The organism is Ferrimonas marina (assembly GCF_900129905.1).
In the GTDB taxonomy this organism is placed as follows: Bacteria; Pseudomonadota; Gammaproteobacteria; order Enterobacterales; family Shewanellaceae; genus Ferrimonas; species Ferrimonas marina.
The window spans coordinates 96,928-109,372 of sequence record NZ_FQXG01000010.1 but is presented as its reverse complement, the minus strand read 5'-3'; the positions used below and the strand labels follow the sequence as shown (position 1 = coordinate 109,372).

The 12,445-nt window shown below is 61.6% G+C and carries 12 protein-coding genes; 5 read left to right on the top strand and 7 right to left on the bottom strand.

Annotated elements, in window-relative coordinates; genetic code table 11:
- Positions 1-27 precede the first annotated feature (27 nt).
- On the top strand, positions 28-1,851 hold the full coding sequence (gene typA / locus BUC04_RS21000; RefSeq protein WP_067661368.1) for a translational GTPase TypA: 1,824 nt from the start codon (positions 28-30) through the stop codon (positions 1,849-1,851).
- A 60-nt stretch (positions 1,852-1,911) separates the two neighbouring features.
- Here typA and BUC04_RS20995 read toward each other — a convergent pair whose 3' ends face one another.
- From BUC04_RS20995 to BUC04_RS20980, 4 genes are all read right to left on the bottom strand, one after another.
- Positions 1,912-2,409: a hypothetical protein gene (locus BUC04_RS20995; protein WP_067661369.1), complete on the bottom strand. Its 498-nt coding sequence runs from the start codon at positions 2,407-2,409 to the stop codon at positions 1,912-1,914.
- A 177-nt stretch (positions 2,410-2,586) separates the two neighbouring features.
- Entirely contained in the window at positions 2,587-3,633 is a 1,047-nt protein-coding gene (gene rluF / locus BUC04_RS20990) for a 23S rRNA pseudouridine(2604) synthase RluF (protein ID WP_082766710.1), read from the bottom strand.
- A gap of 122 nt (positions 3,634-3,755) precedes the next feature.
- The gene (locus BUC04_RS20985; RefSeq protein WP_067661370.1) at positions 3,756-4,385 is read right to left on the bottom strand and encodes a DUF2959 domain-containing protein; all 630 of its coding nucleotides are present in this window, start codon (positions 4,383-4,385) and stop codon (positions 3,756-3,758) included.
- An 11-nt stretch (positions 4,386-4,396) separates the two neighbouring features.
- Positions 4,397-4,618, bottom strand: coding sequence for a hypothetical protein (locus tag BUC04_RS20980; RefSeq protein ID WP_067661371.1), 222 nt, complete (start codon positions 4,616-4,618; stop codon positions 4,397-4,399).
- Between the two features lie 104 nt (positions 4,619-4,722).
- On the opposite strand from BUC04_RS20980, the gene BUC04_RS20975 reads away from it, so the two are divergent.
- The 4 genes from BUC04_RS20975 (at position 4,723) to BUC04_RS20960 (ending at position 7,512) form a co-directional block, all read left to right on the top strand.
- Positions 4,723-5,586: a virulence factor BrkB family protein gene (locus tag BUC04_RS20975; RefSeq protein ID WP_067661373.1), complete on the top strand. Its 864-nt coding sequence runs from the start codon at positions 4,723-4,725 to the stop codon at positions 5,584-5,586.
- The gene (locus BUC04_RS20970; protein WP_067661375.1) at positions 5,583-6,110 is read left to right on the top strand and encodes a YbjN domain-containing protein; all 528 of its coding nucleotides are present in this window, start codon (positions 5,583-5,585) and stop codon (positions 6,108-6,110) included. Before BUC04_RS20975 ends, BUC04_RS20970 begins: the two co-directional genes overlap by 4 nt.
- A 519-nt stretch (positions 6,111-6,629) precedes the next feature.
- The gene (gene dtd / locus BUC04_RS20965) at positions 6,630-7,067 is read left to right on the top strand and encodes a D-aminoacyl-tRNA deacylase (protein WP_067661377.1); all 438 of its coding nucleotides are present in this window, start codon (positions 6,630-6,632) and stop codon (positions 7,065-7,067) included.
- Between the two features lie 10 nt (positions 7,068-7,077).
- Entirely contained in the window at positions 7,078-7,512 is a 435-nt protein-coding gene (locus tag BUC04_RS20960) for a YiiD C-terminal domain-containing protein (protein ID WP_067661379.1), read from the top strand.
- Between the two features lie 52 nt (positions 7,513-7,564).
- Here the strand turns inward: BUC04_RS20960 and BUC04_RS24050 are convergent, their stop codons facing one another.
- The 3 genes from BUC04_RS24050 to BUC04_RS20945 form a co-directional block, all read right to left on the bottom strand.
- Positions 7,565-8,428: a DUF3014 domain-containing protein gene (locus BUC04_RS24050; protein WP_067661381.1), complete on the bottom strand. Its 864-nt coding sequence runs from the start codon at positions 8,426-8,428 to the stop codon at positions 7,565-7,567.
- 90 nt (positions 8,429-8,518) lie between these two features.
- The gene (recG, locus tag BUC04_RS20950; protein ID WP_244885933.1) at positions 8,519-10,615 is read right to left on the bottom strand and encodes an ATP-dependent DNA helicase RecG; all 2,097 of its coding nucleotides are present in this window, start codon (positions 10,613-10,615) and stop codon (positions 8,519-8,521) included.
- Between the two features lie 66 nt (positions 10,616-10,681).
- Entirely contained in the window at positions 10,682-12,334 is a 1,653-nt protein-coding gene (locus BUC04_RS20945) for an AMP-binding protein (RefSeq protein ID WP_067661386.1), read from the bottom strand.
- Positions 12,335-12,445: the final 111 nt, after the last annotated feature.

Below are 12,445 nucleotides of genomic sequence, written 5' to 3'. Positions count from 1 at the left end.
TTTCCCCTTTGCCTGGAGAGAAATACTTTGAGTATCGAGAACTTGCGTAACGTGGCGATCATCGCCCACGTTGACCACGGAAAGACCACCCTGGTGGATAAACTGCTGGGTCAATCCGGCACCTTTGACGATCGTGTGGATCTGGACGAGCGCGTCATGGATTCCAACGACATCGAAAAAGAGCGTGGTATCACCATCCTGGCGAAGAACACCGCCATCAAGTGGAACGACTACCGCATCAACATCGTGGACACCCCTGGGCACGCCGACTTCGGTGGTGAGGTAGAGCGTGTGATGTCCATGGTGGACTCCGTGCTGCTGCTGGTTGATGCGCAAGAAGGCCCGATGCCGCAGACCCGCTTCGTAACCCAAAAGGCGTTTGCCATGGGTCTGAAGCCGATCGTGGTGATCAACAAGATCGACAAGCCCGGTGCCCGTCCTGACTGGGTGATGGATCAGGTGTTTGACCTGTTCGACAACCTGGGTGCGACCGACGAGCAGCTGGACTTCAAGGTGGTGTACGCCTCTGCGCTGAACGGCTGGGCCTCCAACGAGGAAGGCGTCCAGAAGGACGACATGACCGATCTGTTCCAGACCATTGTTGATGAGGTTGCAGCGCCTGCAGCGGATCCAGAAGGCCCGTTCCAGATGCAGATCTCCCAGTTGGACTACAACTCCTACGTGGGCGTGATCGGTGTTGGCCGTATCTCCCGCGGTAAGGTGAAAGTGAACCAGCAGGTGACCATCGAGTGTTCCAACGGCAACGTTCGCAACGCCAAGGTGGGTAAAGTGATGGGCTACATGGGCCTGGAGCGTCACGAGGTGGAAGAGGCGCAAGCCGGTGACATCATCGCTATCTCCGGTCTGGGTGAGCTGAAGATCTCCGACACCGTGTGCTGCCCGCACGAGGTTGAAGCCCTGCCGGCCCTGTCCGTAGACGAGCCCACCGTAACCATGACCTTCCAGGTGAACACCTCGCCTTTCTGTGGTCAGGAAGGTAAGTACGTGACTTCACGTAACATCCTGGAGCGTCTGGAAAAGGAACTGGTTCACAACGTGGCTCTGCGCGTTGAGCAGACCGACAACCCGGATCAGTTCAAGGTCTCTGGTCGTGGTGAACTGCACCTGGGCATCCTGATCGAAAACATGCGTCGTGAAGGCTTCGAGCTGGCGGTATCCCGCCCTGAGGTGATCATGCGCACCGTCGACGGTGAGCTGCAAGAGCCCTACGAGACCGTGACCATCGATGTGGAAGAGGAGCATCAGGGCTCCATCATGGAGAAGATGGGTCTGCGCAAAGCGGAACTGACCGACATGGCGCCGGACGGCAAAGGCCGTATTCGTATGGACTTCATCATGCCCTCCCGTGGCCTGATCGGCTTCCAGACCGAGTTCATGACCCTGACCTCCGGCTCTGGCCTGATCTACCACACCTTCTACGAGTACGGTCCGCACAAAGGCGGCGAGATCGGCCAGCGTATCAACGGTGTACTGATCGCCAACGCCACCGGTAAGGCCCTGACCAACGCCCTGTTCAACCTGCAGGAGCGTGGTCGTCTGTTGGTTGGCCACGGCACCGAGGTGTACGAAGGCATGATCGTGGGTATCCACAGCCGCGACAACGACCTGACCGTGAACGCCCTGAAAGGCAAGCAGCTGACCAACGTCCGTGCCTCCGGTACCGATGACGCCCAGGTGCTGACCCCGCCGATCAAGATGACCCTGGAGCAAGCCCTGGAGTTCATCGATGACGACGAGCTGGTGGAAGTGACTCCGGAGAACATCCGTATCCGTAAGAAGTTCCTGACCGAGTCTGACCGTAAGCGTGCTTCTCGCGAGAAGAAAGGCTAAGCGCCGCGCTTAACCGACAAAAGCCCCCGGCACACCAGTGCCGGGGGCTTTTTTATTGCCTTAACGCGGCAGCGGCTGGTTGGCCCGGTGATGCAGCCAGGCGATCAACACCACGCTCAGATGCAAGCCCCAACTGGCGAGCCAACTGATGGTGGTGCCTTGGCGCAGCAGTGTGTGTTGCTCCGGCTCAAGAGCGGCAACTGGGGTGCACTGTTGGTGGCTCTCTGGAAGACATTCCAGCGTGGCGGGAAGCAGGAGCAGAGCGATGCCAACAGCCAGGCCGGCAACGGCAGCAAGGATGGCCCAGGGCAGCAGTATCTTGAGGGTGACAGGCCAATAGTTGGAGCACCAGTAGAGCAGGTAGTAGCCAAGCAGGCTGATGAAGGTGAATATTCCGTAGCTGCTGACAAAGCCATGGGTTATCGCCAGGACGCCGGACTGCAGCCAGAACCACAGCAGAGCATAGATAGGCAGCCAAGTGCCGAGAAACTCGTACCTGGATAGCTTAATGCGGCCAATGCTGGCGGGGATCGCCATCTTATAGCGGTTGAAGTTCATCAATGATCCTCTGTTGCAGCGCTCTCAGCGTATCGATAAAGCGCGAGCTTTCAAAGGGGCATGGTCAGGTTGGCAGCGCAGAGGGGGGAGCTTGGGGAATGGAGTGGGGGAGCCGTGTGGTGCCGGCTCGGTCGCATCGTCATGCTGATGCGACCGAGCAAACCGAGGCGGGGGCAATTAGCCTTTGCGCTTCAGCGTCAGGGTGTTGCCGCCGGTTTTCTTCTTCGCCGGCTTATCCTGGCCCTTGTTCTTAGAGCTGGGCGCATTGGGGTTCACATACACCGCCTTGGTCGGCTTGTCCGCCGGACGCTTGGCCTTGCCGCTGTTGCCTTGGGGCTTCTGGCCTTGCGGGTTTTTGCCCTGGGGACGATCCAGTACACCACGACCCTCACCCATGCCACCGGGGCGGCGCGGATTGCCGGAGCGGGGCTTGGCCTGGCCATCACGTTGCTCACTGCCCGGCTTAATCCGCTTGGCAGGACGCACATGGCCCTCCGCGGCGGTCTTGGAGGAACCGGCCACCGCGGCATTGAGCTCGGCCATCTCGGCGGCGGTGAGATCGCGCCACTGGCCCGGACGCAGGCCATCCACCGAGACGTTCATGATGCGGGTACGCTTGAGCGCAGTAACCTCATAGCCCAGGAACTCGCACATCCGACGGATCTGGCGATTCAGGCCCTGGGTCAGGATGATCTTAAACACGAACTTGCTCACCACCTTGACGGTGCAGGGCTTGGTGACCGTCCCCAGGATCGGCACGCCCCGGCTCATCCGCTCGATAAAGCGCTCGGACACCGGCTTGTCGACGGTGACCACGTACTCCTTATCGTGGGCGTTTTCTGCCCGCAGGATCTTGTTGACGATGTCGCCGTCGCTGGTAAGGAAGATCAGCCCCTCGGAGGGCTTATCGAGACGACCAATGGGGAAGATCCGTTTCTTGTGGCCGATGGCATCGATGATGTTGCCTTCCACATCACGCTCGGTGGTGCAGGTGATGCCGATGGGCTTGTTGTAAGCAATGTAGATGCGGTCGGTCTTGTCCGCTGCACTGGCCCGGATCCGCTTGCCATCCACCTCGACACTGTCACCGGGCTGTACCTTGGTGCCCAGCTCCGGGCGTTGACCATTGATGGTGACCCGGTTCTGCTCAATCAGCTTGTCCGCTTCGCGGCGCGAGCAGAAGCCGGATTCACTGATGAATTTGTTGAGGCGTTTTTCGGTCATGGCGTTCCCATCTTTCCCGTCGGATTGGCAAGTGCGGCGGCACTGTAAAGCATAAGGGGTGGGAAAGGAATTGCTCGCCGGTGATTTTGTCGCCCGGGCCGTTGCCGGCCCGGGCGAATGGGTTATTGCAGGGTTTGGATAAACTGGTCCGATTCGGCGATGGCCCGGTTCATCTCATCGATAACCGACTGGATCTCGACCTCCAACTGGCCAAACTCGTTGCCGACGGCGCCGATGGCCCGGGCATTGAGGTTGTGCTTGAGGTAGAGCTCGTTGTCCTTGAGTCGACGCAGTACCGGCTCCATCTTGCTCTCCGCCTGGCGCATCGCCCGCAGCATGCCATCGTAGCGTTGGCGGGTCTCCCGCAGCTGGGTCTGGCTCTCCCGGCGCAGGCTGGCGGACTGGTACTCCTCCAGCTCCCCCTGCCACTCCTCGAACATGGCATCGGCCACGTCAGCCACGCCATTGATGCGGCTGGAGACCTGCTCTGCCGCCGAGGCCGAGGCGTCGTACTGGCTCTTCACCTTGTCATAGGCGTCTTCCAGGTCGCCGCCATCAAAGTCCACCAAGGTCTTCATCTCCTCCAACGCGGAGCTGAACTGCTTCTGCGCGTCCTCCTGGCTTTCCTGGGCGTCTTCGACCCGGTCAACCAGGATCTCCCGCTTGTGGTAGCCCACCTGCTCCATGGCGGAGTAGTAAGCGGACTGACAGCCGGCGAGCAGGAGCAGGGCACTGAGCAAGATAGTTCGCATAAAACCTCCGGTTAGCCGCGATAGCGGGCGGCGTCGATTATGCACCAGATGTGCAGCGGCACGGCGATGATAAAGGGCAGGATCAGGGTACTGGCGAGGGCGTAGAAGCCGCTGGTGAACAGGAAGAACAGCAAGGCAGCCAGGATCCGTCCCTGCACCAATTGCCCCAAACCGGGAAGGAAGAAACTGCATATCGCCGCGATGACGTTTCCGGTGGATCCCTGTCCGCTCATAGATACTCCCTGATATTCCCAAAGCTTTTGTATTTTAGCTTCCTTTCTGAGAATGTTGCCCTAATGTAAGTGGGGATGCCAGTAAGTCGAAAACGGGGAGCAGGATGACCGCGAAGCAGTGGCTGGAACAGATCAGAGATTGGGATTGGCACCACGGCGTGGGATACCTGCCGTTTCTCTGGCGTCGGACCCAGGAGATTGGCCTGCAGATCACCGCAGGGCACCTGGCCTACGTGACCCTGCTGTCGCTGGTACCGATGATGGCGGTGGTGCTGTCGGTGTTCTCCGCCTTCCCGGGCTTTGCCGATACCCGCACCAAGCTGGAAAGTTTCGTCTACGAGAACTTCGTCCCGGCCGCCGGCGACACGGTGCAGCAGTACCTGACCCAGTTTGTCGGCAACGCCTCCAAGATGACTGCCGTCGGTGTCCTGGCCCTGGCCGTGGTAGCCCTGCTGCTGATCTCCAACATCGATAAAGCGCTCAACCGGATCTTCGCCATCCAGACCCACCGCCGTTGGGTCTACTCCTTCTCGCTCTACTGGATGATCCTGACCCTGGGGCCAATCCTGATGGGGGCCAGTATTGCGGTCACCTCCTACGTGGTGTCGTTGAAGCTGTTCTCCGAGGCGGGATTCTCCGGCCTTTACGCCTTTTTCATAGCTCGACTGCCGATGCTGCTGTCGATCTGCGCCTTCACCCTGCTTTACACCCTGGTGCCCAACACCCGGGTGCGTCTGAGCCATGCCCTGATCGGCGCTTTCGCCGCCTCGGTACTGTTTGAGGCCAGCAAGAAGGGGTTTGCCTGGTACGTCACCAATTTCCCCTCCTACGAGGCGATCTACGGGGCCCTGGCTACCATTCCTATCCTGTTTGTCTGGGTCTACCTGTCCTGGCTTATCGTGCTGGTAGGGGCGGCGATCACCGCCACCCTGCCGGACTACTTCCACCTGGAAAAGGAGTCATCATGAAGCTGTTGAAACTGGGGGCGCTGGTGCTATTGGCCAGCTTGACGGGATGTGCCTCGCTGTCCGGAGGCGGTGACCAATTGGATCTGGCGGGCAAGAGCGCGGCGGAAGCCACCGACATGATTGCAGAGGCACTCACTGCCAAGCAGTACAAGGTGCAGCGTGCCAGCGATGAAGCCCTGCTGGTGCACTACGATGGCAGCGACTTCATGCTCCACCCCAAACTGTCAAACAAGCTGGATCGCCTGGTGGTCTCAAAGTACTTCGTGCTTCATCCTGAACTGGCCCAGTCCCCGGAACTGCTGCTGATCGTCGGCCAGCTCAACCAGGGCATGGACTTCGCCAAGTTCGTGCTGCGTGAAGAGGGGCGGGCGTTGGAGATCCGTGGCGCCGCAACCTTCGTGGACACCCTCAGTATCGAAGAGCTGACCGCCTACATGGATTGGACCAATGAAGGGATCCGCGCTTTGCGGGCCCAGTTCCCCCAGGTGCAGCCAATGGCCGTTGAGGTGCCACTGACCCAGTAGCGCTGAGTCATGATGGCAACCCGGGGTTGCCTATCCCGACCGGGCCGGTGAAAATCGGCCCGGTCTTTTTGTTTGTTTATTTTTTTCGGGTTAGCTCCCATCAGGGAGAATTTCAGCACAGTGCTTTGTAGCTCTGTCGCGTTGGCTTGGTGCCATGCAGGATGCATCAATGCCGCGACTGCATGGATGCAGAGGAGCGGCCAACCAAAGGGGCTGCTCGCCCCCTTGGAACCCCCGATCGCCTCCTATCGGTGCTGAATCCTCGTCCCAACGATGTCGGCAGGCGGCACAGACCAGAGTCGACTTCCTTGTCTCCGCTGGTCTCTCGGGCCATCCTGGCCCTCGACCTTGCCGACATCGCTTTTACTCGGGCACCTCAAAGTCGGTATAAGCACCGGTGGGTCCCCACATTGGGGAGTGCTCATTGGGCTCTTTCGTTAGGTTTTGGTGTCGTGTGGATTCTCTTGATAGCGCTTTTAGCCGAAGAGCTGCGATGAACTTTTTTTGTGGGAGCAAGTGATGATTGCATTGATTCAGCGGGTCAGCGAGGCGGCCGTGGTGGTTGAGGGCGAGACCGTGGGTGAGATCCAGCGGGGCCTGCTGGTGCTGCTCGGGGTAGAGCGGGAGGATGACCAGGACAAGCTCCAGCGCCTGGCGGACAAGGTGATGAAGTATCGCGTCTTTGCCGATGAAGACGACAAGATGAACCTGAACGTGTCCCAGGCCGGTGGCAGCCTGCTGGTGGTCAGCCAGTTCACCCTGGCGGCGGATACCCGCAAGGGGCTGCGCCCCAGCTTCTCCAGTGCTGCCCAGCCCAGCGAGGCGGAGCGTCAATACGAGGCCTTTGTGGCGTACTGCCGCAGCCAGGGAATGACGGTAGAGACCGGCCGATTCGGTGCCGACATGAAGGTCTCCCTGGTTAACGATGGGCCGGTGACCTTCTCACTTCAGGTCTGAGGAATCCCCGATGCGTGAAACCCTGCAGCGCCTGACCCGGCTGTGGCATGACACCATTCCCCTGTCCCGATTCATGGGCATCGAGGCGGTGTCCTTTGTTGATGGAGTGTTCACCACCCGTGCTGACCAGGCCGCCAACAAGAACCTGCACAACACCATGTTCGCCGGCAGCATCTACAGTCATGCGGCCCTGACTGGTTGGGGTCGGGTCTGGCTGGCGCTGGAGGCGGCGGGGCTGGAGGGGGATATCGTCCTGGCCGAGGGCAACATCCGCTATCGCAGGCCGGTGCACGACCTGCCGGAGTGCCACGCTTTGCCGCTCAACCCGGATCTGACGCCCCTGGCTGAGGGGCGCAACGCCCGAGTCACGGTGACGGTGTCGCTGGCGGGACGGGCCGAGTTCGTCGGCCAGTTTGTGGTGATGGCAAAGCGCTCGGCACGCTGAGGAGAGATCAAAAAAGGCCAGCCCGGTGGGCTGGCCTTTTTGTTGTGTAGCGTTACTCGTTCAAGGCGGCCTTGAAGCGGCGCAGCAGGGATTTCACCTTGCGGGCGTTGTCCGGCCCCATGCGGATCATCATCTTCTGCGCATCAGAGCGATTCTCCACATCGGGATCGGCAAACTGGTAGTTCACCGAGTGGCTCTCCAGCGCCAGCGGCTGTTCGTACTCCGGCGCACGCAGCAGCACTTCGATGGCGTCCAGCAGGGTGCCGCGGAAGCGACCCGGGCCGTAGCCCAGCTCCTGGTAGGCCTCGTCCAGCAGCGGCTCGGTGCGCAGGTAGGCATCCCGCAGCACCTCTTCTTCCAGCCGGTAGAGGAATTCGGCGTACTGGTCGTAGCGGCGGTAGCCTTCCGGGTCCAGGTAGAGGCTGTTGTTCACCTCCAGTGCCTTGAAGTCCTCCGTCATGCTGGTGAAGGGGCCTTGCTGACGCAGTACTTCACCGCCGGCCAGGTTATCCACGAACACCGTGATTCGGCGCAGCAGGCTGTCTTCGTTGATGGCGTTGCCAATCTGCATGCCGTCGGCAACGGTGGTGACCTGCTCCATGGCAAAGACGTCGCTGTTGTCCAGGGCGGGCAGCGGATCCGGCTGAGGGATCGGCTCCGGCTCAGGCTCGGCGGGCAGTTCCGGCACCGGTTCGGGTTCCGGCTCGGGCTCCGGTACCGGTTCGGTGGGCAGCGGTTTCTCCGGCAGGGTGGGTTCCTGCACCACCACCGGTGGCAGCGGTTCGGGTTCGGCGGTGGGGGCCTGGCGGACAAAGAAGTACCAGCCCGCAACACAGGCGAGCATCACCAGCACCACCAGGATCAGGGCGAACTGGTTTATATTGGAGCGGCTTTGTTGTTCATCGTCTTGATACATCTTTGGCTACCATCTTCCTGATATAAATAAACAAAAGGCCTATACACCTTGGGGCTCAGTGTAGCAGCCAGGGCCACAAAGGACAGGGCTTTAGGCTTGGCTGTAGATCTCCCGCCCCTGCAGCCAGCGATCGATGATCGGCTGCACCCTATCCGGGTGCTGGGCCATCAGATGGCTGGCCAGGCGCTGGACCTGGGGCACCAGCGCCGCGTCCCGCACCAGATCGGCGATCTTCAGATCCGCCAGGCCGGTCTGCTTGGTCCCCAGCACCTCGCCGGGCCCCCGGATCTCCAGGTCACGCTGGGCGATAAGGAAGCCATCGTTGCTCTCCCGCAACACCCCCAATCGGGCCTGGGCGGTCTTGGACAGTGGCGGGTGATAGAGCAGCACACAGTGGCTGGCGACCGCCCCCCGGCCAACGCGGCCGCGCAGCTGGTGCAGCTGGGCCAGGCCCAGTCGCTCCGGGTTCTCGATGATCATCAAGCTGGCGTTGGGCACATCCACCCCTACTTCAATGACCGTGGTGGCCACCAGTAAGTTCAATTGACCCGACTTGAAGGCCTCCATGACCTGCTGTTTTTCATCCGCTTTCATCCGGCCGTGCACCAGACCGACCTTGAGCTCGGCCAGCTGTTGGGCCAGCTCGGTGGCGGTGTCCTCGGCGGCCTGGCACTGCAGTACCTCGGACTCTTCGATCAGGGTGCAGACCCAGTAGGCCTGGCGACCAGCACCGCAGGCCTGGCGTACCCGCTCGATTACCTCATCGCGGCGGGTATCACCGATGGCCACCGTGGTGACCGGGGTCCGACCCGGCGGCAGCTCGTCGATGATGGAGACATCCAGATCGGCGTAGGCGGTCATCGCCAGGGTGCGGGGAATGGGGGTGGCGGTCATGATCAGCTGGTGGGGATAGCGACCATCCTTGTGGCCCTTCTCCCGCAGCTCCAGCCTTTGGTGCACACCGAAGCGGTGCTGTTCATCGACGATGGCCAGGGCCAGGTGGTCAAACTCCACCGCGGACTGGAAGATGGCGTGGGTGCCCACCACCATCTTGGCCTGGCCACTGCCGATCGCCTCCAGGGCGGCTTCCCGCGCCTTGCCCTTGAGCTTGCCACCCAGCCAGGCCACCGAGATCCCCAGCGGCTCAAACCAGTTGGCAAAGGCCAGGGCGTGCTGTTCGGCCAGCAACTCGGTGGGGGCCATCAGTGCCACCTGGTAGCCCTGACCGATGGCGGTGAGGGCCGCCAGGGCCGCCACCAGGGTCTTGCCCGAGCCGACGTCGCCCTGTACCAGGCGCATCATCGGTTCTTCCCGGGCCATATCGGCACGCAGCTCCGCCACCACCCGTTGCTGGGCGTTGGTAGGGGAAAAGGGCAGGTTGGCCAGGAAGGGGGCCAGCAACGGGTTGTCCGGCGGCAGCGGCAGCGCCAGGTGGCCGCCCAGACTGGCACGCATCTGCAACATCGACAGGTTCTGGGCCAGCAACTCCTCCATCACCAGCCGTTGTTGGGCCGGATGCTCGCCCGCCTCCAGTTGCGCCAGGCTGGCGTCCGGGGTGGGGCGGTGAACAAAGTGGATGGCGTCGGACAGGGCGGTCTGCTCCGGGTAGAGCCCCTCTGGCAGCAGCTCGGGCAGTGGCCGCCGACGCAGCAGGGTGAGTGCCTCTTCACTGAGCTTGCGCAGCCCGGCCTGCTTCAGACCTTCGGTGGCCGGATAGATGGGGGTGAGGCTGTCTTCCAGCAGCGGATGGCTGTTCTCCCCCAGCACATGGTACTCGGGATGGATGATCTCGAAGCCCTTCATGCCGGCGCGGATCTCGCCAAAGGCGCGGACCTGGGCACCGGTGCGGAAGCTCTCCTTCTGCGCCATGGCGAAGTTGAAGAAGCGCAGGGTGATCGGGCCGCTGTCATCCACCAGCTTGACCGTCAGCATCCGTTTGCGGCCGTAGCTGACGTGGGCGCTGAGCACCTCGCCCTCGACGGTGGCATGGACCCCGGGGGTAAGACCGGCAATAGGCCAGATGCGGGTACGGTCTTCGTAGCGCAGCGGCAGATGGAACAGCATGTCCTGCACCGTGCAGATACCAAGACGCGCCAGCTTCTCTGCCAGTTTGTCACCAACCCCCTTGAGGGTGGTGATGGGCAGTTCGGCCAGCGCGTCGAGGGCGGTGGGTGCAGTAGCAGTCACGGGCGGCATCCAGATTACTGTATGTTTGTCCAGATAATAGCAGCCCGCGGCTTTAGGATCAGCTCTTTATGCGCTGGCCTCCCAGAGGATGGCGTTGTCTCGCATGGTGCTGATCTTGTCGCTGTAGCGCTGCTCCAGCACGTGGCGCTTGATCTTCAGGGTCGGGGTGAGCACGTCGTTCTCCACCGTCCAGGGATCGTCCACGATCAGGGCACCGCCGAGCACATGGTGGCTCTCCAGACCGGCGTTCACCTGCTTGATGGTACCCAGCAGGGAGGACTTCACCTCCTCCTGGGGCATCAAAGAGGCACCTTCAGACAGCTGCACCAGTGCCACCGGGTAGGGGGCACCGGAGCCGATCACGCAGACCAGCTCGATGTGGCTGTCCTGGGCCAGTTTGCGCTCGATCGGCACCGGGGCAACGTACTTGCCCTTGGCGGACTTAAAGTTGTCCTTCACCCGGCCAATGATGGTGGCGTAGCCGTCGGCGTCTATCTCCGCCTGGTCACCGGTACGGAAGAAGCCGTCCTCGGTGAAGGCCTCGGCGGTGGCGTCGTCGTTCTGGTAGTAACCGCTGAACAGGCCCGGGCTCTTAAACAGCAGCTCCTGGTTGTCGCCGATCTTGATCTCGCAGTCGGTGCCAGCGGCGCCCACGGTGCCGATCTTGTCGGCACGGAACGGCAGGTTGAGCAGGGCATAGGCCCCGTTCTCGGTCATGCCCCAGGCTTCGGTAATGTTCATGCCGATGCCCTGGTACCACTCCAGCAGGCTGGGGGAGACCGGGGCGGAGCCACAGCCCAGCACCTTGGCGCTGTTGAGGCCCAGCTGGGTACGGATCTTCTTGGCAATCAGCTTATTGATGATCGGCAGCTTGAGCAGCAGCTCCAATTTGCTGCGGCCCACCTTGTCGATGATGTTCTTCTGGAACAGGGTCCAGAGGCGGGGGACCGACAGGAAGAAGGTCGGCTGGGCCACCTTCACATCCTCAACGAAGGTGTCGAGGGACTCGGCAAAGTAGACGGTCATGCCGGTGTAGAAGCTGGAGCCCATTATGTAGACCCGCTCGGTGATGTGGGCCAGGGGCAGGTAGCTGATCACCCGGTCTTCCGGCTTGGCACCCAGGTGGGCGGCAACCGCACCGCCGGCCCAGCTGTAGGCGCGGTAGGTCTCGATGGCACCCTTGGGGTTACCGGTGCTGCCGGAGGTGTAGATGATGGTCATCACCTCGTCGATGCCGGCACGTTCGTCGTCCAGCGGCGGCGCCATCTCCAGCAGCTGATGCCAGGCGTACTGGGTCGGCAGGCTGGGGTAGGACATGTCGAAGCGCAGCAGCTCGTTGCTGATGCCGTCGGCCTGGGAAGCGGGATCGTCCAGCTTACCGATGAAGATCGCCTTGGCGCCGGAGTGGTTCAGCACGTAGCGGATGGTGTCGGCGTTGGCGGTGGGGTAGATCGGGATGCTGATAAAGCCACCGGCCTGCAGTGCCAGATCGGTGATGAACCATTCGGCGCAGTTCTTCGACAGGATGGCGATCTTGTCACCGCGCTGCAGGCCCAGTTGGCGCAGGGCGCCGGCCAGGCGGTACACCAGCTCTCGGGTTTGCGACCAGCTGTAGTCGTGCAGCTGGCGCTCCTTGGGCTGGCGCAGGTAGGTCTGGTCGGGTTGATGCTGGCACCAGTGGTCCAGCATCTCGAGCGGGGTCTTCAGCTCGGCAGTCATGATTCTCTCCAGTCTTGTTATCGCTTGGGGCATTCCCACCCCTGTCGGCGGCCCTCTTTATGGGGCGCTCTGTGACGCCTAGTATGGCGTCGATGGCGACGGCCGGTTAGT

Coding starts and splice junctions, on each gene's coding strand:
- BUC04_RS20995 (WP_067661369.1), bottom strand. CDS start 2,409: ATGAACTTCAACCGCTATAAGATGGCGATCCCCGCCAGCATTGGCCGC.
- rluF (WP_082766710.1), bottom strand. CDS start 3,633: ATGACCGAAAAACGCCTCAACAAATTCATCAGTGAATCCGGCTTCTGC.
- BUC04_RS20985 (WP_067661370.1), bottom strand. CDS start 4,385: ATGCGAACTATCTTGCTCAGTGCCCTGCTCCTGCTCGCCGGCTGTCAG.
- BUC04_RS20980 (WP_067661371.1), bottom strand. CDS start 4,618: ATGAGCGGACAGGGATCCACCGGAAACGTCATCGCGGCGATATGCAGT.
- BUC04_RS20975 (WP_067661373.1), top strand. CDS start 4,723: ATGACCGCGAAGCAGTGGCTGGAACAGATCAGAGATTGGGATTGGCAC.
- BUC04_RS20970 (WP_067661375.1), top strand. CDS start 5,583: ATGAAGCTGTTGAAACTGGGGGCGCTGGTGCTATTGGCCAGCTTGACG.
- dtd (WP_067661377.1), top strand. CDS start 6,630: ATGATTGCATTGATTCAGCGGGTCAGCGAGGCGGCCGTGGTGGTTGAG.
- BUC04_RS20960 (WP_067661379.1), top strand. CDS start 7,078: ATGCGTGAAACCCTGCAGCGCCTGACCCGGCTGTGGCATGACACCATT.
- BUC04_RS24050 (WP_067661381.1), bottom strand. CDS start 8,428: ATGTATCAAGACGATGAACAACAAAGCCGCTCCAATATAAACCAGTTC.
- BUC04_RS20945 (WP_067661386.1), bottom strand. CDS start 12,334: ATGACTGCCGAGCTGAAGACCCCGCTCGAGATGCTGGACCACTGGTGC.